Source organism: Streptosporangium sp. NPDC004631, assembly GCF_053601935.1.
This window is the reverse complement of sequence record NZ_JBSGCR010000014.1, coordinates 1-20,363: the sequence shown is the minus strand read 5'-3', so window position 1 is coordinate 20,363 and position 20,363 is coordinate 1. Positions and strand designations below refer to the sequence as shown.

Genomic DNA, 20,363 nt, shown 5'->3' with positions numbered 1-20,363 from the left:
CGGACGCCCCGCGCCGCGGCGGACCCCGGAACCGTGCCGGGGTGCCGCGGCGGGTCAGGAGACGCCGGCCTCCGCCTCCTTGCGCTCCCTGCGCTTCTCCCGCCTGAACATCAGGACGCGCAGCGGGATGGCGGACACCATGGCCACCTGCATGATGGCGCCCACCTTGATCAGTGTGTCGCCGCCGGCCAGGCCGGCGGCCCAGATGGTCAGGCAGGCGACGTTGATCATCATCCAGGCGAGGACCACGGCGGCCAGATTGCCCTTGGGCTTGGGATACTCGATCCGGCTGACCATGAGGTAGGCGACGCCGAAGAGGGGCAGCACGGTCCAGGTGGACGGCGCGAACAGCAGCACGATCGAGACCACGGTCATGGCGCCCATCGGGATGGGCAGGCCCATGAAGTCGCCGCTCTTGGTCTTCACGCACGCGAAGCGGGCGAGCCGGATGACGCCCGCCAGCAGCACCGACGCCGCGGCGACCATCACCAGCGGGAACGGGATCTGCGGGTTGAAGCCGGCCCAGATGACGACCATGAAGGCGGGGGCGAAGCCGAAACTGATCACGTCGGCCAGGTTGTCCAGCTCGGCGCCCATGGCCGAGGCGCGGAACTTACGCGCCACCAGGCCGTCGAACAGGTCGCAGGTGGCGCCGATCAGCAGCAGCACCACGGCGGTGCCGAAGAACCGGGGGTCGGCGGCGAAGGGTTTGTCCTCCTGGAGCGCGCGGATGGCGGACCACGCGAGCACGCAGACGGCCAGGAAGCCGCAGAGCGCGTTGCCGAGCGAGAGGGAGTCGGCCGCCGAGAGCCGGAACGCCTGGCCCACCGGCCCCCGGGGCTCGTCGTCCGTCTCGTCCAGAGGCCAGCTGGCGTCAGCCGTGGTCAAGTCCGGTCACCCCCGCGACGGTCCGCTGTCCGACCGACACGGCGGGCTCGATCCCGGCGGGCAGGTAGACGTCCACCCGCGAACCGAACCGGATGAGCCCGATCCTGTCGGCCTTGGCCACCTTCGCGCCCACGGCCAGGTAGGGCAGGATGCGCCGGGCGACCGCGCCGGCGATCTGGACCAGCTCGATGTCGCCGAGCTCGGTGTCCAGGTGCCACACGACCCGCTCGTTCCTGTCGCTGTCCTTGTTGAAGGCGGGCAGGAACCCTCCGGACACATGCTCGATCGAGGTGATCGTGCCGGCCATGGGTGAGCGGTTGACGTGCACGTCGAGCGGGCTCATGAAGACGGCCACACGCGTGCGGCCGTCCGGCCACGGGTCGATGCTCTGTACCACGCCGTCCGCGGGCGACAGGATCCTTCCGGGCCCCGGTGTGCGCTCGGGGTCCCGGAAGAACCAGAGCATGCCGCCGGTGAGCGCGGCCAGCGGAACCGCCGCCGGCGCCCAGCGCCGGTCACGGCGGCTGAGCAGCGAGGTCACGGCGGCGGCCGTCGCGGTCGGGAGCAACCACGGGGAGACGCCACGCGCCAGCCGTACACGGCCGGACTGATGGCTTGCTGAATCGTGGGACACAGGGAACCTTTGTGATGTCTTGCGGCACTAGACCGGTATGTCTACCTGCCTTAGGGCAGGATGCTACCCATCTCTTAGCCCTTATACGGCGCAACGAGACAAGCAAAGCGCGTCCTATACCAATCCGCTAGCCCTGCTTGGCATTCGCGGAGGTACTGATTTGCTTGCTTACGCGTCCGTCGCGCCGGGCCTTGATCAGGCTGGCCCCAGTGGTGATCACCATGGTGACGCCGATAACCGACAGCGACAGCCAGATGGGCACCTCGGGCGCCCAGGACACGCCACTGGAGTGCAGCGCCTCAAGAATCAGCTTAACCCCGATGAAGGCGAGGATGAACGCGAGCCCGTAGCTGAGGTAGGCCAGCCGCTGCAGCAGATCGCCCAGCAGGAAGTAGAGCTGACGCAGACCCATCAGGGCGAACGCGTTGGCGGTGAAGACGATGAAGGGGTCGGTGGTGAGACCGAAGATCGCCGGAATCGAGTCGAGCGCGAAGAGGAGGTCGGTGGTGCCGATGGCGAGCATCACGATCAGCAGGGGGGTGACCATGCGCCTGCCACCGACCTTGACGACCACCTTGGAGCCCACGTAGTCGTCGGTGTGCGGCAGCACCCGGCGCGCCCAGCGCAGCAGGGCGTTCTCGTTGAAATCGTCCTCGTCCTGGCCGTGCTGACGGATCAGCTGCACCGCGGTGTAGATGAGGAAGAGGCCGAAGACGTAGAACAGCCAGCTGAAGCTCGACAGCGCGGCGGCGCCGACGGCGATGAAGATGCCCCGCATGATCAGGGCCATCAGAACCCCGACCAGCAGCACCTTGTGCTGGTGGATCTTCGGCACCGCGAAGCGGCTCATGATGATGTAGAAGACGAAAAGGTTGTCGACGCTCAGGCTGTACTCGGTGAGGTAACCGGCGAAGAACTGTCCCGCCGGGGTCGGCCCCGCGAAGATCCACAGCACCACGCCGAAGATCACCGCGAGCGTCACGTAGAAACCGACCCAGACCCCGGCCTGCCGTGTGGAGAACTCCCGGGGCTCGCCCCGGTCAACGATCCACAGGTCGAAGGCGAGGACGACGAGAAGGCCACCGATCACGGCGGCCCAAGCCCAAACAGGAATAATCACAGCAAAACCTCCGGCGCGCGCGACTGACTGCCGGAGGTCTCTCCCGCCCACATGAAGCCTGCGCGGACCGACAGCCCCGGGGGCCTCGTGGAGCGAGGCAACACCGTGATGACGGGACTGTCACGAAGGGATACTCCCCTCCCTAACCAAGCAAGTATAGATCTGTGGCCTGGTAACACCTAATTCAGGGGTCAGGTGCGCGCCGACGGTTCCGGTCGTCCCCACGTTCCACATGGTCAGCGCGTTTTGGGCAGGTCTGCGTAAATCGCCAGCACCGCCTCCAGCGCCTGTTCCTCGCCGGGCAGCTCCCGGCCCCGGCGGGCGGACGCCTCCCCCAGAGCCCCGGCGAGACCGTCGTCGGCGAGCACCCTTTCGACCGCGGCACGCATCGCGGCGACGTCCCCGTACGGCACCAGCAGCCCCGCCTCGCCCACCATCGGCGGGATGCCGCCCACCGCGGTGGCGATCACCGGCGTGCCCGCCCGCAGCGCCTCCTGCACGTTCAGCGGCTGCCCCTCCCATCGGCTGGGCACCAGCAGGGCCCTGGCCACACCGAGCAGATCCGCCACGTCGTCCCGGTTCCCGAGCAGCCGCACCGGCAGGTTCTCCCGGTCGACTCGCCGCTGCAGCTCCCCGCGGAGGGGCCCGTCCCCCGCGATCAGGAACACCGCCCGGCGCCCGGACCGCCCGGCGCCCTCCCCGGAGTCCCGGCCGGAGCCGAGAGCCGCCGCCACGTCGAGGAGGGTCTCCAGCCCCTTCTGCTGGGCGAGCCTGGCGACGGTCAGCAGGACGGGCCGCTCCCCCGTGCCGAGGTCCGCCCGGACCCGCCCCGGGCTGCGCGCCGGGGCGGGCAGGGGCGGCGCCGGGACCACGGCGGCCTCGACGTGCCCGGCCCCCAGCCCGGTCATCCGCTCCCCCAGATCCGGCGAGACCACCAGGATCCGGTCGGCGCGGCGGGCGACGATCCGTTCGAGGACACCGTGGATCGCGCCGACGACTCCGCCCGCGGTGGCCGCGTTGTGCAGGGTGACCACGAGGCCGGTCCCGGTGCCGGTCAGGGCGAGCGCGGCCAGCGCTCCGGCCCGTAGTCCGTGCGCGTGCACGACGTGTGCCCCGCGCAGGGCCCGCAGCGTCCGCACCGCCCGCAGGTCGCTCAGCGGGCGGGGCCGGTCCGAGACGGGCACCGGCACGAACCTCGCCCCGAGCCGGCCGAACGCGAACGTCTCCTCGGTGGCCGGCGGACCGGCCACCACCACCGGGTGTCCCCGGCGCACCAGGCCGGCGGCCAGCATGGCCACATGCCGCCCGACCCCGCCCGCGCTGGTCCCCAGCACCAGCGCCACCCGCGCTCCCGTGTCAGTCATCGGTACGACTCCCCTCCGGACCGGACACCCGCCCGAACCGCACCAGCAGCATCCGGACGTCCGGTCCGTCGACCAGCGCGGCCACTGCCGCGAACGCCACCGAACCGGCCAGCGCCGCTCCCAGCCCGACCGCCACGCACATCCACTTGGACACGTCGTCAAAGGCCGTGGCGACGGCCAGGCCGGCCGCGTAGGCCGCCAGGCCGCCGGCCACCGCGGCGAGCAGGCCACGCCACGCCCCGGCCAGCGCCGCCGCGCCCCTGGCCCGCAGCACCGCGAGCACCAGCAGCACCCCGCCCAGGGTCATGCCGACCGTACTGCCCAGCGCCAGCCGCCCCACCACGGCCGGCCGGTCACCGGTGGCACGGGCCAGCACGACCTGGGCCAGCAGCGCGACCACCCAGCCTGCGACCGAGGCGATCGCGGCCGACCTGCCCCGGCCGCAGGCGTACAGGACGCGGGCGAGGTGGAACATCAGCGCGTACCCCACCAGGCCGGGCGCGAAGAACACGACGGCCCCCGCCATCTCCGCCGGGTCCCCACCGGGCGTGCCCTCCACGAACACCCGGGAGACGGGCACGGCGACCGCCGCCATGACCCCGGCCGCGAGCCCCGTCACCAGCAGGATCACCCGGGTGGTGACGGAGGTGAGATCGTCGAACCCGGCCAGGTCCCCGTCGCCGGCCCGGGTGGACAGCACCGGGAACGAGCTGGTGGCGATCGGCACCACCAGCACCGCGAACGGAAGCTGGTACAGCGCCCAGGCGTAGGTGTAGACACCGGTCGCGCCCGCCCCGCCCAGGTCGTTGGCCAGCCGGACCACCATGGTCAGCGTGATCTGCTGCGCGACGAGCACGGCGATGCCGGCGGTGGCGAGCCGCCGGGCGCGGACCGCGACCCCGGGGGGGAAGGACAGCGAGGGCCGGAGCCGGAGCCCGAGTCCGGCCATGGGGCCCGCCACCGTGAGCACCATCGCCGCGGCGGCGATCGTCGCGCCGAGGGAGAGCGTCAGCTGTGCCGTGGTGTCAAGATCTCCCAGGTCACGTGCGGCTCCACCGCCGACCCGCTTGAAGACCAGGTAGGAGCCGACGATGAACAGGCTGGAGACCAGCGGGGCCAGGGCGGGCCCCAGGAAACGCCGGTGTGCCTGGAGCACGCCGTACAGGATCACGGCGAGCCCGAAGAAGATCATGCGGGGGGCGAAGACGACGAGCATGCCGGTGCCGGCCCGGACGACCTCCGTCACCTCGCAGTCGGCGGCGCCGACATCGCCGACCAGCAGCGTGACGATCGGCCCGGCGAATACGGCGATGAGCAGGGTGAACGGCACCAGGATCAGCAGGACCCAGGTCAGCAGCGCCGACGTGGTCCGGCCGACCTCCGCCCTGGCCTCGGGATCCGTGCCGGACCTGGACGCCGCCGAGGCCAGCACCGGCACCACGGTCCCGGCCAGCGCACCACCCGCCACCAGCTCGAAGATGATGTTGGGCACGTAGTTGGCGGTGTTGTAGGCGGTGCTCAGGCAGAAGTTGCCGACGGTCTGCGACTGAACGACATAACGGCCGAATCCGACGATCCGGGCGAACACCGTCACGACCCCGATGAGCAGAGCCGCGCCCGCGACCCCCTGCCCGATCTTTCTGATCATCGGCCCGCGGGTGCCTGCTCCACGGGACGGCGGCCGAGCATGTCGATGCGGTCGAGCACCGGGTTACCGGCGATGACCTTGGTGAAGCTGATCCTCTCCGAGGCCGCGGTCAGCGCGACCACGGTGCCGAGCACGGCCACACGCCCTGGACGGCCGAGGGTGACGGCCGCGGCCAGCCCGACCAGGGCGCCGAGCGCGTTCGCCCCCGCGTCGCCCAGCATCGCCCGCTCGCCGAGGTCTTCGGGCAGCAGCGCCACCGCGGCGCCGACGGGCAGCGCGGCCAGGGTCGCCTGGACCGGATCGCCCCGGAGGAGCCCGGCCGCGAGCAGGGGTGCGGCGGCGAGCAGACCGACCTTGACGGCCCGGCCGGGGCGCAGGTCGAAGAGGTTGGCCAGGTTGGCCGCACCGGCCACCAACGCGCCGTTGACCACGATGTCGGCGAGACGGCGGGCGGTCAGGGCCGCTGCGGCCAGCCCGGTCACACCGATGCCGAGGAGCTTCACCGCGCCGCTGGTGACCTCCCCCTTGGCCAGGGCGCTCAGGTGCCCCCTGAACCCCTTGGAGGCCGTGGCGCCGTACAGGTCGTCGTAGGCGCCGAGCCCGCCGCTGCCAGCCACGGCCAGCACCGCGGCCGCGCGGACCCCGGCGGGCAGCCCGGGCACCGCGGCCGCGGCCGCGGCGGCCCCCGCGACGAACGCCGGCCCCTCAAGGAGAGTGATCGGCTCGCCCCGGTGGTTGGTCCTGCTCCAGGTCTCCACGTCGCCGACCGGCGGCCTGCGGGTGAAGGCCGCGTAAGCGGCGCGGGCGGCCACCGCGCCGAGGAGAACGCCGGCGAGGGCGCCGGCAATAGCGCGACGAGCCATGGGGATCATCCTCCGGAGGTGGCCGTGGGGGTGGGTGGCGCGCTGGGCTCGACGCCCGAGACACCGGAACCTATGCCGTACTGACCGGCGGCCCCGGACAGTTGCTCCCGCAGAGCGTAGACCACCACGACCCTGCCCATGGACATATCAGCGTTGTCGACGGTGGAGACCTTCTCCGCGGCGGCGGTGTCGTCGCGGAGCGCGGCGATGACCCCGCCGGCCCCGCCGCCCGTCAGCGAGCCGGTCAGCACGGCTCCCCGTCCCGCCTCGTCCAGCCCCACCGCCATCGAGACGATCGTGGCCGCCTGCTGGGTGGCGCCGTCCCCGGTGTACGGCTCGGCCGGGGCGATCAGCACGGCCAGGTCGGCGCGCTTGGCGGGCTGCTCGGTGAAGGTCACCAGGCCGGCCCGCTGGAAGGTCTCCAGAGTCGAGGCCGCCACCTGGCTCGACTTGCCCACCTGCGCGGGATCGGAGGTCACGATCGCACCGGAGAGCACCGCGGCCGCCTTGTCGTAGGGCGTGTCCTCGGCGGCGAAGACCAGGTCGACCGGTTTGGCGTCGGTGGCCAGCTTGTCGACGAAGGCCGACTGGGCGGCGTCGGCGTACTTGTCGGTCAGGGTGACCCTGCCGCTCACGGTCGCCCCCGCCTCGGTGATCACCTTCTGCACCAGCTCGCGCATGCCCGCCGCGCTGCCGGGGGCCTCCACGATGACGACACGCTCACCCGCGAGCGCGTCCCGCACCAGCCTGGGGGTGTCGGCCGCGACGAAGAGGTCGTTGGCCGCCTGCCGGCTCTGCACCGCCTTCAGCTCGGCGCGGAGCTCGGTGTTGCCCACCCGGAGCTGGTTGGCGAGACTCTCCGCCGTGTCGATGGCGGGCTCCTTCAGCAGGGTGGTGCCGAGCACGATGCCCACCGACAGCGCGAGGAAGATCGCGACGATGGAGACGAGGTGATAGCGGAAATCAATCACGAGAAGAGTCCGACCAACCAGAAGATGAAGCCGTTCCAGACGTCGCGGACGCTGTCCAGCCAGATCTTGCCGACCGGGGAGACGATGACGGCCAGGCTCATGGTGATCAGCGTGGTGGCGACGAGCAGGAGCAGGGACGGGGTTGAGATCCGGCTGCGGTAGAGCCGGCTGACGCCCTTGGCGTCGATGAGCTTGCCGCCCACCCGCAGGCGGGTGAGGAAGGTGCTGGCCATGCCCGAGCGCCCCTTGTCGAGGAACTCCACCAGCGTCGCGTGGGTGCCGACGGCGACGATCAGGTCGGCGCCCTTGTCGTCGGCGAGCAGCATGGCGATGTCCTCGCTGGTGCCGATCGCGGAGAAGAGCACGGCGTCGTGGCCGAGCTGCTGGACCCGCTCCAGGCCCGGCGCCCTGCCGTCCCGGTAGGCGTGCACGACCAGCTCGGCGCCGCAGGTCAGAGCCTTGGCGGACACCGAGTCGAAGTCGCCCACGATGACGTCGGGCAGGTAACCGGCCTCCATGAGGGCATCCGCGCCGCCGTCCACCCCGATCATGATGGGGCGGTACTCGCGGATGTAGGGGCGCAGGGCCGCGATGTCCTCCTTGTAGTGGTAGCCGCGCACCACGATGAGGACATGCCGCCCGTCCATGACGGTCCGGATGTCCGGCACGCCGACCCCGTCGATGAGCAGGTCACGCTCGCGCCGGACGTACTCCATGGTGTTCGCCGCGAACGCCTCGATCTGGACGGTCAGCCCGGCCCGCGCCTCGACCATCGCGGCATCGACGGACTCCACCGTCTGCACGTCGCCCTTGCCGACCACCTCCTCCTCAAGGTAGACGACCCCCTCGTGCAGCCTGACCAGGTCGCCGTCCTTGATCCGATCGAACAGCTCGGTGGTGGCGTTGTCGACGAACACGACCCCGGCCTCGACGAGGATCTGCGGGCCCAGGTTGGGGTAGCGGCCGCTGATGCCAGAGGCGATGTTGACCACGCCGGCCGCGTCACACGCGACAAGCGCCTCCGCGCTCACCCGGTCAACGTCGACGTGATCGATAATCGCGATTTCCCCGGCCCTGAGGCGCTTGGTCAGCCTCTTGGTCCGCCGATCGATTCTCGCCACTGCCGTTATCCCGGGAAGGTCCGTGACCTTCCTGCGGCGGAGGTAACCGTTGAGCTTGCGCTGAAGCCCGTCAGTCGGCACCTTCATCACGACCATCCTGCCAGAGGGAAAGACCACCGGAGCCATGCGGCCGACGGTGTGTCAGATTCGTCACTGGAGATGCCCACGCGGCCCCGCTCCCCCGAGCTATCCAAAACGCCCCCTGGTATTCCTTCTTCCGCCCTGCCGGCGGCGACTCACGCCTTGTCGGCGGCGGCGATCACCAGCAGCTCCTCCGCGTGCGCCCGGCCCAGCTCGGAGTCCTCCAATCCAGCGAGCATACGGGAGAGCTCACGTGCCCGGCCGTCCTTGTCGAGCGCGACGACGCCGCTGCGCACCACGCTGCCGTCACCGGCCTTCTCCACGACCAGGTGCTGGTCGGCGAAGGCCGCCACCTGCGGCAGGTGGGTGACGACTATCACCTGGGCCGTGCGGGCCAGCCGCGCCAGCCTCCGCCCGATCTCCACCGCCGCCTTGCCGCCCACCCCCGCGTCGACCTCGTCGAACACGAACGTGGGAACCGGGTCGGCACCGGCGAACACCACCTCGATGGCCAGCATGACCCGGCTCAGCTCGCCGCCGGAGGCACCCTTGTTCAGCGGCAGCGGGGGCGAGGCCGGGTGCGGGGACATGCGCAGCTCGACCTCGTCGACTCCGTGGGGGCCGAAGTCGGCGGCGGCTGCCAGGGTGACCACCACCCTGGCGTGCGGCATGGCCAGCACGGTGAGCTCCTCGGTGACGGCCTGCCCGAACCGCTCGGCCGCGACGGCGCGGACCCGGGTCAGCTCGGCGGCCAGCTCGGTGAGGCGGACGGTGAGCTCCTCGTGCTCGCGGGAGAGCCCGCCGATCCGCTCGTCGTCACCTTCGAGCTCGGCGACACGGCGCGCGGCCTGCGCGGCCCAGGCGAGCACCACACCGGTGTCCTGGCCGTACTTGCGGATGAGGTGGGTGAGCACGGCCTGGCGCTCCTGCACGACCGCGAGCCGGACCGGGTCGGCCTCGACCGACTCGGCGTAGGAGGCCAGCTCGGTGGCCACGTCGGCGATGAGGTACCCGGCCTCGGCGAGCCGGTCGGCGATCCCGGCCAGCACCGGATCGAAGTCACGCACCGCCTCGACGACGGTGCGCGCCCGGCCGACCAGCGCGATGGCGTCCTGCATCTCCTGCTCACCGGACATCGGATCGCCCAGCAGTGCCCGATGCGCGGCCTCCGCGGCGTTCCGCAGGGAGTCGGCGTGGGAGAGCCTCTCCTCCTCCTCGCGCAGCACGGCCTCCTCCCCCTGCCTGGGGTCGGCCCGCTCCACCTCATCCAGCCCGAACCGCAGCAGGTCGGCCTCCTGGGCGCGCTCCCGAGCCCGGGCCGTGAGCTCGGCCAGCTGGTCGGCGACCTGCCTGTGCCGTTTGTAGGTCAGTTCGTAGGCGCGCAACGGCTTGAGAAGGTCCTCACCCGCGTAGCGGTCGAGGGCGGCGCGCTGGCGCCCGGGCTGAAGCAGCCGCTGCTGATCCATCTGGCCGTGTACGGCCACCAGGTCCTCGGCCAGGTAGGTGAGGGTGCCCACGGGGACGGTGCGCCCGCCCAGCCAGGCACGGCTGCGGCCCTCGGCGGAGACGGTCCGCGAGATGATCAGCTCGGCACCCTCGACCTCACCGCCCACGTCCCGCACCTGCTGGGCCACCCGGCCCGCCGGATCGACCACGAGCGTGCCCTCCACGGTGGCCTTGTCCGCCCCCGGGCGGACGCGGGCCGGATCCGCCCGGCCGCCGAAGAGCAGGCCCAGACCGGTCACCACCATGGTCTTACCCGCACCGGTTTCGCCCGTGAGCACGGTGAATCCCGGCGAGAGGGCCAGGACGGCCTCGTCGATCACACCGAGCCCTCGGATACGGACCTCCTCGACCCTGGGTCGCACTGGTCCCTCCCGTCACATCGAATTCACCGAACATCAGTGCGGTGCGCGGGCACGATCCTACGCGCTCGGGACCACGATCGCCCGGACGAACTACGGTCGCACCCGGCCACGCCACCCCTGGACAGGAAGATCGAACTTGGCGACCAGCCGGTCGGTGAACGGCGCTCCGGTGTCCTCCACACCGTGCAGCCGGGCCAGCCGTACCGGCATCTCGGCCCGGCGGACCTCGACCCGCGTCCCGGCGGGCAGGTCGAACCTGCGGCGGCCGTCGCACCACAGCACGGCTCCGGCCGTCGCCGGCTGAATCTCCAGCGCCAGTGTGGAGCGGGGGGAGACCACCAGCGGCCGGGCGAACAGCGCGTGGGCGCTGATCGGCACCAGCAGCATCGCCTCCACCTCCGGCCAGACCACGGGGCCGCCGGCCGAGAACGCGTAGGCGGTGGAGCCCGTCGGGGTGGCGCAGATGACCCCGTCGCACCCCCAGCGTGACAGCGGGCGCCCGTCGATCTCGGCGACCACCTCAAGCATCCGCTCGCGCTTCTCCACCGTGGCCTCGTTGAGCGCCCAGGTGTCGGCCAGCAACTGGCCGTTGAGACGGGCGGTGACCTCGACGGTCATCCGCTCCTCCACGTCGTAGCGGCCCCGCACCACGCAGTCCACCGCGTCCGCCAGATTCTCCACCTCGGCCTCGGCCAGAAAGCCGACGTGCCCGAGGTTGACACCGAGCAGCGGCACCCCGGCCGGCCGGGCCAGCTCGGCGGCCCGCAGCAGGCTGCCGTCACCGCCCAGCACGATCATCATCTCGGCGTCCTGCACCGCCGCCGCGCCCGCGGGCATCACCTCGGCGCCCGTACACCCGATCGACTCCGCCTCGGCGCTGAGGACGCGCACCGTCAGGCCGGCGTCCACCAGACGGCCGATCACCAGCCGGGCGCTGTCGATGGCCGCCCCCCGCCCGGTGTGCACGGTGACCAGCACGATGCGCTCGGCAGTCATCGAAACTCCTTGAGCGTGGAGACGCCGGGCTTTGGCCCGGGGGCGGAAACGCGGCACGGCACCGCACGGGCCGGCAGGTCGTCCGGCGGTGGCGACGACCAGGCCACCGGATGCGTGGTCGTCTCCTCTCCGCCGGGCCGGCGGAGAGGAGAAACGCCTGTGGAGGGCCGGTAGGACCCGGCTCGCGAAAGCGGCGAGGGCGCGGCCCGGTGAAGCGGGAACCCCACCCCGTCAGGGGTGGAATACCCCGGCCTCAGCCGCGGGGAGGAGGTCAATTTCCACTCTTTCGCGGGGTGGGCACTACCGGGGACCTTCCGCCACCGCGCGCCCGATCTCGGCGGTGAGATCCTCGACCGCCGGGGGACCCTCGCCCTTGCCCAGCCAGATGACGTACTCGACGTTGCCCGCCGGGCCCGGCAGCGGACTCGCGGTGACGCCCCGCACGGTCAGGCCGAGCCTCAGCGCGGCCTCGGCGACGTCCTGTACGGCCCGAGCCCGCAGCTCGGGGTCCCTGACGACCCCGCCCGCGCCGACCCGCTCCCTGCCGACCTCGAACTGGGGCTTGACCAGCATCGCGAAGTCCGCCCGCTCGGCGGCGCAGGCGACCAGGGCGGGCAGCACCAGACGGAGCGAGATGAACGACAGGTCGCCGACCACCAGCGTGGGGGCCTGCCCCACCGCGTCGGGTGTCAGATCCCTGACGTTGACCCGCTCCATGACGGTGACCCGCTCGTCGGTCCGCAGGGACCAGGCGAGCTGGCCGTACCCGACGTCCACGGCCAGCACGTGCGCCGCGCCGTTGCGCAGCAGCACGTCGGTGAAACCCCCGGTCGAGGCCCCGGCGTCCAGGCAGCGGCGCCCGGCGACGGTCAGCCCCCGGGGCCCGAAGGCCTCCAGCGCGCCGAGCAGCTTGTGCGCCCCACGCGAGACGTAGTCGGGCCCCTCGGCCACCTCGGCGACCACGATCGCCGAGGCGGTTTCCACCTGGGTCGCGGGCTTGGCCGCCGTCTGGCCGCCGACGGTGACCCGGCCGGCCTCGATGAGCTGGGCCGCCTGCTCCCGGGAGCGGGCCAGCCCGCGCCGCACCAGCTCGCTGTCGAGGCGCGTCCGCCGGCTCACCGGTGCCGGTCCGGGGTGCCGTCCACCGAGGCGAGCGCCTGCTCCAGCCCGGTGAACACCTCCTCGAACACGTGCACGTGAGCCGAGACGGGCACCATGCCAAGACGGGTGAGCCCTCCCAGCGCGGTGTCCACCCGCTCCTCGCCGACGTCTTCCGGCAGGTCCGTCATGCGCCCCCTCCGGAGGTGCTCTGGGCCGATTCGATGATCATCCGGGTGCACGCCACGCGAGCCGTCCCTCCCGTTGACCCCGTTGACGTGTCGACGGTATCGGAAGCCGTGGCGGTCGTCGCCCCGGCATCCCCCCGCCACCCCCCGGACCGCCGCCCGGCCCCCACGCCACCCTGTGGACCACAGCCCGGCCCCCCGCACCTCTTCCGGCCGCCGTCCGGTCCCCGTCCCCCCAGAGCGCCCCTGACCACCGTCCGGCCCCGGGCTGCCGACGCCCGTCTGCGGGCTGGTACCCGGCGCGGCCCCCAGTCGTCGTGCTGTGCCCCCTGTGGCTCTTCCCCGCTCCCTGGGCCGGCGCCCAACCTCCGGGCGACCGGCGTCCGCCCGGGCGCGGCCCCGGCGAAGAGCCCGTCGCCCCCCGGCGGGACAGGCTCTTCCTCCACCGGGACAGGTCACCCCCGGGACAGGTCACCCCGCCTTTCCACCCGGGTGACCCCGGGCATGGGCATCCGGCGGGGGGCTGGTTCTCCTGGAACGTGTGAATCGGCGAACTACCGGGGGTGTCTCGCTCGTTGTCATGTCAGCAAGGCCGACAGCCTGCATCCATATCCCCGCAATGCCCCGGAGACCATGACAGAAGCCCCCTCACCAACGTCACCGGACCGGATCACATACCGGGTTGGTGTGGAACGCTACCGTCCGTAGGTGCGAGGGTTTCGGACCGGTCCTAACAGAAGGGAACGCCAAACAATGGCGAGCGTCGACGAGTGCCGGGCGGCACTGCTTAAACTCGGCGAGCAGTTCGACGAGCTTGACCAGGAGAGCCGTGCCAGGCACGTGGTCGAGCGCAGCATCAGCTGTCACATCAGCGACCTCCACGTCACCTTCTACGGCCGGATCCACCACGGTGGGCTCGGCCCCTTCGAGGACCTGCCCCCAGCCGGTGGCGGACGCGCCGACGTGAAGCTGACCATCGGCAGCGACGATCTGATCTCCCTGGTCAACGGCGAGCTCGACATGGGACGCGCGGTGTTCGGTGGCCGGGTCAAGATCGATGCCAGCTTCAGTGACCTGCTGCGCCTGCGCAAACTCCTGTGAACCGCTCCATACGCGCGACTCGGACGGCAACTCCCCGTCACGGAACCCACTGACCGCCCGAACCGTCCCACCCGAGGCGAGGCGGCTGTCGGCCTTGCTGACATGACAACGAGCGAGACACCCCCGGTAGTTCGCCGATTCACACGTTCCAGGAGAACCAGCCCCCCGCCGGATGCCCACCTCCGGGGTCACCCGGGTGGAAGGCGGGGTGACCTGTCCCGGTGGGGGAGGACGTCTGTCAGGGGGCGGGGCGGTGGCGCCGCGCCAGAGAAGGGGGCGTCGACGGTGCCGGGCGGACGGTGCCGGGCGCGGGGGTGAAGGGCGCTCGTCAAACGGTCATCAACCGTTTCGCGTGGACGGTACACGTCCGGGGAGAGAGGAGCCGAGGACGGCCTTCACCGCGTCCTCGTCGGCCCGGCCGCCGCCCACCGCCTCCCAGGTCGCGGCGGAGGCCGCCCGGAGCCCGTCGATCGCCTCCCCTTGGCCGTCGAGACGGAGGCATCCCCCGTCCCAGCGGGCGATCCATCCCCGGCAGACCCAGCGGTCCCCGTTTCGCTGTACGCGAGGGTAGGGCCGGTGCAGGGCCGACAGGTCGGCGGCGACATAGGTGGGCCGGTGCCGGGGGGCGGCGGTCAGCAGGTCCAGTGGGCTCGCCACACCGGTCAGCACGAGCAGGCTGTCCACTCCGGCGTTGGTCGCCCCCTCGATGTCGGTGTCGAGCCGGTCACCGACCACCAGCGGCCTCCTGGCCCCGGTCCGCAACATCGCCTCGCGATGCAACGGTGGCTCGGGCTTGCCCGCGACGATCGGCTCCACCCCGGTCGCCGTGGCGATCACCCGGACCATCGCGCCGTTGCCCGGCATCTCGCCTCGGCCGGTCGGCATGGTCGAGTCCGCGTTCGCGGCCACGAAGAGTGCCCCCTGCCGTACGGCCAGCGCCCCCTCCGCCAGCAGACCGTAGGAGAGGTGAGAAGCGATGCCCTGCACCACCGCGGCCGGGGTGTCCATGGCGGTGCTGACCGGGCGCAGCCCGTGGGCGCGCAGAGCGCTGCGCAACCCCATCCCCCCAACCACAAGCACGGCGGCCCCCGGCTCGACCCTCTCGGCCACCAGTCGCGCGGCGGCCTGGGCCGAGGTGACCACGTCGGCGGCGGACGCCGGCGCGCCGAGCGCGCTCAGGTGCTGGGCGATCGCACCGGGGGTGCGCGAGGCGTTGTTGGTGACGTAGGCGAGCCGCACACCGCGCTCCACCGCCTGGCGCAACGCCTCCGGAGCCCCCGGTACGGCGTCACGCCCGAGATACACCACCCCATCCAGATCAAGCAAGAGGGTGTCATAAGGGTCGATCAGCGGCTGTGTGTTCACTCGCCCATTTCATCATCCGAGTTCACGTCCGGCGGGCGCGTAACGTCGCCCGGACACTTTTCAGGGCCGATACGTAGTGCCGCTGGTCGGGTCGCATGGCCGCGGCGATGGCCAGAGGTTCCTGAGCTCCTTCCATGTCTCCACTCCGCCACAGGGCGAGGCCGAGACCGAAGTAGGCGTAGTCCTCAGTCGGGTTGGCGTCGATGATCCACCGAAAGCTGTCGGCGGCGTCGGCGTACTGCCTGGAGTTGAACTGGGCTCGGGCGAGCGCCTCCCGGATGCTCCGCGACTCCGGCTCGGCACCGGCGGCGCGCTCCAGCAGGGCGGCCGCCGCCGCCGGGCTGCCCTCGCCCAGGAGTTTCATCCCTCGTTGAAACCATTCGTAGACGTCCCCGACCGGAGCGCCCGTCTCGGGGTTGGGGGAATCAGACGGACCGCTACGTCCTTGGACCATACGTGAGGCCTCCTTCATCGACAGACGACAGATCTGACCGATTCCCTGACGGACCGGGTGCCGCCGCGCCGTCGAGGCGACCCCTGGACGTTTCAGGCCTTTATGGCAGCATGCCCTATATGGCGAATCCTGAACTGCCGATACCTGACGGGCTGGTGCTACGCCCGTTTCACGGCCTACGGTTCGCGGTCGACGATCTGGCCGAGGTGACCTCCCCCCCGTACGACCTCATCGAGGAGGCCGGTGTTCAGGACCTGCTCGACGCGCATCCCAACAACGTGGTGCGGCTGATCCTTCCCGGCGCCGACCGTCACCGGTACGCCGAGGCTCGGGAGACCCTGGACACCTGGCTCTCCTCCGGCGTGCTGGTTGCCGACGAGACACCCGCCGTCTACGTCTACGAGCAGACCGGGCCGGGGGTCCTCCAGCGCGGGCTCATCGGCGACGTGGGCCTGACGGTTCCGGAGCGGCGTGTCATCCTGCCACACGAGGACGTGATGCCCGGCCCGGTGGCCGACCGCCTGGCCCTGATGCGCACCACCGAGGCCAACCTGGAGCCCATCTTCCTGCTTTACGAGGGCGGGGAAGGCGCCGCCACCCGTCTCGTCGACCGGATCGCCGCCTCCCGGGTTCCCCTGGTCGACCTGGAGACCCGTGACGGTTTCCGGCATCGGCTGTGGGCCATCACCGATCCCGGCGAACTCGTCTCCCTCAACACCGATCTCCGCACCCGCCAGGCCCTCATCGCCGACGGTCACCACCGGTACGCCACCTATCTCGCGCTTCAGCGCGAGCACCACGCCTCGCCGGGCGCAAACCCTTCCGGCACGAGCGTCCCAGGCGGGCCCGCGAAGCCGGGGCCCTGGGACTTCGGTCTGGCACTCCTGGTGGACTCCACCTCCTACCCGCCGGACCTGAAGGCCATCCACCGGGTCGTTCCGGAGCTTCCACTGGAAGACGCCCTGGCCAAGGCCAAGGGGGCCTGGCAAGTGCAGGAGTACGCCGACCTCTCCGAGGGGCTGGCCGCGCTGGCGGACGCCGCGGAACCGGCCTACCTGCTCTCCGACGGAGAGGCGGCGTATCTGCTCGCCGAACCGGATCCGGATCAGCTCGCACACGCCATGCCCGCCGATCGGTCCGCCCGGTGGTGCGCGCTGAACACCGCCGTCCTGGCGGAGTTTCTGCTGCCCAAGGTCTGGGGAACGCAGGACGACGAACGGTCGGTGCGCATCGTGCACCATGATCCGGAGACGGCGATACGACTCGCTCGGGAGTCGGGGGGAACGGCGGTGCTGCTCAACCCGCTGAGCGTCGACGACGTGCTCGCGGTAGCGGCCCAGGAGGAGCGGGTGCCGCGCAAGTCCACCTCCTTCGGCCCCAAGCCCCGCACCGGGCTGGTGCTGCGCACGCTGGCCCTCGGCTGACCACATAAACAACGCAAGCCACGCAAACCGAATAAATGACATAAATAGTGCAGAAAACATAAATAGTGCGGAGCCGCTGAACAGACCGGGGCCAAACGGCCGGGGGCGAGGTGAAACGCCCCTGGACGGCCGGCGGGGGACCGTAAGCCCTGACCCGCGAGAACAGCGGAGACGCCACCCGGTGAAGCGGGAAACCCAACCCGTGGGGGTGAGAGTCCTCCGCTCTGGCCGGGAAGGGGAAGTCAACTCGGGGAGAGCGTCTCCGCGCATCGTGGAGCGGGCACCAGCCCGCCCTTTCCGAAGCGGGGAACCGGCTCGGAACCGGAGGCCCGCAGTCTCTCCTTCTCCACCGTGGCCCCCTCCACGGACAGTAGTGAACGCACAGGTCTGGGCGCGATCGAAGTCGGCACCCCCTCGTCACCACCGCTCAGAGTCGTGACGATCCGCCGTCCGAGACGTCTGGCCGAATGGACCTCGACCTCATAGCCGGACGACTTCGCCCCGTCACTTCCCCACCAGCGGCGGCGGAGCGAGCCCACCACCTCGACCATGTCGTCAGGAAGCCATTCGGCCACGGCCACGGTGACCTCGGGTCGGAACGACGCGCACAGGATGGTGTCCACCCGGATCCTGCGACCACCTTGCCGTCTCCGGACGATCAACCTCCAGGTGCCGAGCGCGCTCCCGCCCTGCAGCGGCCTGACGCGCACCGCTTCGGGGAGACGGCCCACCAGGACGACCTCGTTTCGATCCATCGAATCCTCCTCCGATCTCTGCCGATCGAGGACCACTCTTTACGATGTGGACTACACCTGAATGGCCAGAACGCCGTTCTGGGGATATCGCTTCCAGTTCTGAGGTGGCCTGTGGACAACATCACCGCCCTCGGCGGAGAGGTCTATGAGATCGACACAAGGATGGCGGGATATTCGGGCATCACGGCGGGATATCTGATCCTCGGAGACCGCCCGTGCCTGGTGGAGACGGGCACCTCCACCTCCGCACCGGTGGTGCGCGACGCTCTGACGTCTCTCGGCGTCGGTCCGGGTGACCTCGCCACCGTCGTCGTCACGCACATCCATCTGGATCACGCGGGCGGGGTCGGCGACATCGCCGGGTTCTTCCCGGAGGCGGAGATCGTGGTTCATGAGAAGGGTGCCCGGCATCTGGCCGACCCCTCCCGGCTGATGGCCAGCGCCCGGATGGTCTGGGGTGATCGGCTGGACAGCCTGTTCGGCGAGCTGGCGCCCACCGACGCCTCGCGCATCCGCGCGCTCGGCGACACAGGAGCCATCGACCTCGGCAACGGGCGCACGCTGAGCAGCCACTACTCCCCCGGTCACGCCAAGCACCACGTGGGACTGATCGACTCGGGCACCGGTGACCTCTACGTCGGTGACGCCGCCGGGGTCTACCTCCCGCAGACAGGTGACCTGCGCCCCGCCACACCACCGCCGGACTTCGACCTGCGGACCGCGTTGGATTCGATAGCCCTGTTCGAGGCGCTGGGGCCGCAGCGGCTGCTGTTCAGCCACTACGGGCCGGTCACGGACGTGGCGGAGACCCTGGAACGGTCAGCGGAGGAGCTCCGCGTCTGGGTCGACCTGACCTGCCAGGCACGCTCCGAGGGCATGGATCTGGATCACGCGGTGGCAATGGTCAGGGAGCGCACCCGGGAGCGGTACTCCGCACTGAGGGCCGACGACGCGACCGCCGAGCAGTTCGAACTCCTCAGCGGCGCCCCGTCCAACGTCGCGGGCATCCTTCACTGGCTGGACCGGGTCCAGCCGTAGAACGGACGGCCCGCCTCGGAAGAGCGGTTCCGTTCTTCCGAGGCGGGCATGGAACTACTTCTTACTCTTGGTCATGTCCTCGTCCTCGTCCTCATCCGCGTCGATGGGGTCGTCCAGGACATCACCGAAGTCGGGCTCGATGAAGGCCGGACCGACACCGGTTTCGACCTTCTCCTCCACCTTGCCCTGGGCACTCTCCTCGGCCTCCCCAACGGCCTTCTCCGAGACGGGAGCCTCCTCCTCCGAAACGTGATCGATGAGGGACTCGTACTCTTCGAGGTCGTCCTCGGCCTCAATCTGCGCGTCCAGGTCGGCGGCATCGTCAATGCTGACGTCCGACTCGTTGTCGGCGTCGAAACCGTTGAACTCCGCCACCTCCCCTTCGAGGGCCTCGCCGTTCTCCGCTTCGGCTGCCTCATCACCGGCCTCGTCGTCGAGGTCCTCCTCAAGGTCCTCGATAACCGAACCGGTCAACTCCGCATAGCGCTCGGCCGCGTCGGTCTCGCCGTCCTCGTCGAAGGCCATCGCCCGGCCGAACCACTCGGTGGCGGGGTCCTCATGGCCGGCGTCGGCCAGGGCGTCGGCATAGGCGAAGGCGAGCCTGGCCGACCAGGGGTGCGGACGCGTGTCACGCAGTTCGGGCAGACGCTGGAGGGTGATGACCGCGGCGTCCTTCTGGTCGAGATCCCGGCGGGCACCCGACTCCACGATGGCGAGCTCGATCTTGCCTGCCCGGTCAAGACGCTCGGCCTCCTTCGAACGGACCAGATCCAGGGCTCGCTCGGGGCGGCCAAGACCACGCTCACAGTCCGCCATGATCGGCAGGAACGCGTCGGAGCCCGTCATACGACGGGCGGCACGCAGGTCACTGAGCGCCTCGGCGAAGTGCCCGGCCCGGTAGGCCGCGATGCCGACGGCCTCACGGATCACACCGATCCTGGCCGCGAAACGGCGTGCGACCTTGGTGTGCTCGTAAGCCCGCTCGGCATCGTCCTCCCCGAGTGCCCGCGTGGCCGCCACAAGGTGGCAGGAGATCAGGTCCGCGAGGTCCAGCGGAAGGGAGCGCAGCTCTTCCCGGATCTCCTTGTCAAGTTCCTCCGGGGTGATGTCGGGAGCGAGCGGAGGCAGCTCCTCGCGCTCACGGCTCGGGGCCTCGTCACGATCGTGCCGGCTGTAACGGGTACGGGAACCCTCGCCTTCCCCGCGGAACCCACCGTCACGGTCACCGAAAGGACGTCCGCCTCGGTCATCACGGGCATGGGGAGGGCGGCCACCGCTGGGGCGGTCATCGCGGTTGAACGACGGACGGTCACCACCGCGATTGTCGCGGTAGCCCCCACCCGGACGATCATCACGATTGAAGGGAGGACGCCCACCACCGGGACG

19 protein-coding genes are annotated in these 20,363 nt (G+C 70.9%); 3 read left to right on the top strand and 16 right to left on the bottom strand.

Annotation, left to right across the window (positions count from 1 at the left end; all coding sequences use genetic code 11):
- Positions 1–54: 54 nt before the first annotated feature.
- The 12 genes from pssA to ACWEF2_RS16250 form a co-directional block, all read right to left on the bottom strand.
- Positions 55–888 carry a CDP-diacylglycerol--serine O-phosphatidyltransferase gene (gene pssA, locus ACWEF2_RS16305; RefSeq protein WP_355596342.1) on the bottom strand — a complete coding sequence of 278 codons (834 nt, stop codon included), beginning with the start codon at positions 886–888 and terminating at the stop codon, positions 55–57.
- On the bottom strand, positions 875–1,522 hold the full coding sequence (locus ACWEF2_RS16300; protein WP_453815937.1) for a phosphatidylserine decarboxylase: 648 nt from the start codon (positions 1,520–1,522) through the stop codon (positions 875–877). The genes pssA and ACWEF2_RS16300 overlap by 14 nt, the downstream gene beginning before the upstream one ends.
- A gap of 127 nt (positions 1,523–1,649) precedes the next feature.
- Positions 1,650–2,642: a TerC family protein gene (locus tag ACWEF2_RS16295; RefSeq protein ID WP_453815935.1), complete on the bottom strand. Its 993-nt coding sequence runs from the start codon at positions 2,640–2,642 to the stop codon at positions 1,650–1,652.
- Between the two features lie 236 nt (positions 2,643–2,878).
- Positions 2,879–4,006, bottom strand: coding sequence for a glycosyltransferase family 4 protein (locus ACWEF2_RS16290; RefSeq protein ID WP_453815933.1), 1,128 nt, complete (start codon positions 4,004–4,006; stop codon positions 2,879–2,881).
- Positions 3,999–5,654: a murein biosynthesis integral membrane protein MurJ gene (gene murJ, locus ACWEF2_RS16285; RefSeq protein ID WP_453815931.1), complete on the bottom strand. Its 1,656-nt coding sequence runs from the start codon at positions 5,652–5,654 to the stop codon at positions 3,999–4,001. The genes ACWEF2_RS16290 and murJ overlap by 8 nt, the downstream gene beginning before the upstream one ends.
- Positions 5,651–6,517 carry a hypothetical protein gene (locus ACWEF2_RS16280; protein ID WP_453815929.1) on the bottom strand — a complete coding sequence of 289 codons (867 nt, stop codon included), beginning with the start codon at positions 6,515–6,517 and terminating at the stop codon, positions 5,651–5,653. Before ACWEF2_RS16280 ends, murJ begins: the two co-directional genes overlap by 4 nt.
- Positions 6,518–6,522: 5 nt before the next feature.
- The gene (locus tag ACWEF2_RS16275; protein ID WP_453815927.1) at positions 6,523–7,488 is read right to left on the bottom strand and encodes a copper transporter; all 966 of its coding nucleotides are present in this window, start codon (positions 7,486–7,488) and stop codon (positions 6,523–6,525) included.
- A complete protein-coding gene (gene steA, locus ACWEF2_RS16270; RefSeq protein WP_453815925.1) occupies positions 7,485–8,696 on the bottom strand; it encodes a putative cytokinetic ring protein SteA in 1,212 nt (403 codons plus the stop codon). Before steA ends, ACWEF2_RS16275 begins: the two co-directional genes overlap by 4 nt.
- 149 nt (positions 8,697–8,845) lie before the next feature.
- Positions 8,846–10,558, bottom strand: a complete 1,713-nt coding sequence (gene recN, locus ACWEF2_RS16265; RefSeq protein ID WP_453815923.1) for a DNA repair protein RecN — start codon at positions 10,556–10,558, stop codon at positions 8,846–8,848.
- Positions 10,559–10,648: 90 nt separating this feature from the next.
- Positions 10,649–11,554 (bottom strand): NAD kinase, encoded by a 906-nt coding sequence (locus tag ACWEF2_RS16260; RefSeq protein ID WP_453815921.1) that lies wholly within the window; start codon positions 11,552–11,554, stop codon positions 10,649–10,651.
- Between the two features lie 300 nt (positions 11,555–11,854).
- Entirely contained in the window at positions 11,855–12,673 is an 819-nt protein-coding gene (locus ACWEF2_RS16255; protein ID WP_453815919.1) for a TlyA family RNA methyltransferase, read from the bottom strand.
- Entirely contained in the window at positions 12,670–12,843 is a 174-nt protein-coding gene (locus tag ACWEF2_RS16250) for a hypothetical protein (RefSeq protein ID WP_453815917.1), read from the bottom strand. The genes ACWEF2_RS16255 and ACWEF2_RS16250 overlap by 4 nt, the downstream gene beginning before the upstream one ends.
- 750 nt (positions 12,844–13,593) lie before the next feature.
- On the opposite strand from ACWEF2_RS16250, the gene ACWEF2_RS16245 reads away from it, so the two are divergent.
- Entirely contained in the window at positions 13,594–13,941 is a 348-nt protein-coding gene (locus ACWEF2_RS16245) for an SCP2 sterol-binding domain-containing protein (protein ID WP_453815915.1), read from the top strand.
- Positions 13,942–14,280: 339 nt separating this feature from the next.
- On the opposite strand, the gene ACWEF2_RS16240 is transcribed toward ACWEF2_RS16245, so the two are convergent.
- Positions 14,281–15,267 carry an HAD-IIA family hydrolase gene (locus ACWEF2_RS16240; RefSeq protein WP_453815913.1) on the bottom strand — a complete coding sequence of 329 codons (987 nt, stop codon included), beginning with the start codon at positions 15,265–15,267 and terminating at the stop codon, positions 14,281–14,283.
- Between the two features lie 61 nt (positions 15,268–15,328).
- Positions 15,329–15,760, bottom strand: coding sequence for a tetratricopeptide repeat protein (locus tag ACWEF2_RS16235; protein WP_453815912.1), 432 nt, complete (start codon positions 15,758–15,760; stop codon positions 15,329–15,331).
- A gap of 119 nt (positions 15,761–15,879) precedes the next feature.
- Between ACWEF2_RS16235 and ACWEF2_RS16230 the strand changes: the two genes are divergently transcribed.
- Positions 15,880–17,184 (top strand): DUF1015 family protein, encoded by a 1,305-nt coding sequence (locus tag ACWEF2_RS16230; protein WP_453815910.1) that lies wholly within the window; start codon positions 15,880–15,882, stop codon positions 17,182–17,184.
- A 242-nt stretch (positions 17,185–17,426) separates the two neighbouring features.
- Here ACWEF2_RS16230 and ACWEF2_RS16225 read toward each other — a convergent pair whose 3' ends face one another.
- Entirely contained in the window at positions 17,427–17,939 is a 513-nt protein-coding gene (locus tag ACWEF2_RS16225) for a single-stranded DNA-binding protein (protein ID WP_453815908.1), read from the bottom strand.
- A gap of 111 nt (positions 17,940–18,050) precedes the next feature.
- Between ACWEF2_RS16225 and ACWEF2_RS16220 the strand changes: the two genes are divergently transcribed.
- A complete protein-coding gene (locus ACWEF2_RS16220; protein WP_453815906.1) occupies positions 18,051–18,977 on the top strand; it encodes an MBL fold metallo-hydrolase in 927 nt (308 codons plus the stop codon).
- Positions 18,978–19,031: 54 nt separating this feature from the next.
- Here ACWEF2_RS16220 and ACWEF2_RS16215 read toward each other — a convergent pair.
- Positions 19,032–20,363 (bottom strand): hypothetical protein (locus tag ACWEF2_RS16215; RefSeq protein WP_453815904.1); only part of this gene is annotated, 1,332 nt, incomplete at its 5' end.

Coding starts and splice junctions, on each gene's coding strand:
- ACWEF2_RS16290 (WP_453815933.1), bottom strand. CDS start 4,006: ATGACTGACACGGGAGCGCGGGTGGCGCTGGTGCTGGGGACCAGCGCG.
- murJ (WP_453815931.1), bottom strand. CDS start 5,654: ATGATCAGAAAGATCGGGCAGGGGGTCGCGGGCGCGGCTCTGCTCATC.
- ACWEF2_RS16280 (WP_453815929.1), bottom strand. CDS start 6,517: ATGGCTCGTCGCGCTATTGCCGGCGCCCTCGCCGGCGTTCTCCTCGGC.
- steA (WP_453815925.1), bottom strand. CDS start 8,696: ATGAAGGTGCCGACTGACGGGCTTCAGCGCAAGCTCAACGGTTACCTC.
- ACWEF2_RS16260 (WP_453815921.1), bottom strand. CDS start 11,554: ATGACTGCCGAGCGCATCGTGCTGGTCACCGTGCACACCGGGCGGGGG.
- ACWEF2_RS16250 (WP_453815917.1), bottom strand. CDS start 12,843: ATGACGGACCTGCCGGAAGACGTCGGCGAGGAGCGGGTGGACACCGCG.
- ACWEF2_RS16245 (WP_453815915.1), top strand. CDS start 13,594: ATGGCGAGCGTCGACGAGTGCCGGGCGGCACTGCTTAAACTCGGCGAG.
- ACWEF2_RS16235 (WP_453815912.1), bottom strand. CDS start 15,760: ATGGTCCAAGGACGTAGCGGTCCGTCTGATTCCCCCAACCCCGAGACG.
- ACWEF2_RS16230 (WP_453815910.1), top strand. CDS start 15,880: ATGGCGAATCCTGAACTGCCGATACCTGACGGGCTGGTGCTACGCCCG.
- ACWEF2_RS16225 (WP_453815908.1), bottom strand. CDS start 17,939: ATGGATCGAAACGAGGTCGTCCTGGTGGGCCGTCTCCCCGAAGCGGTG.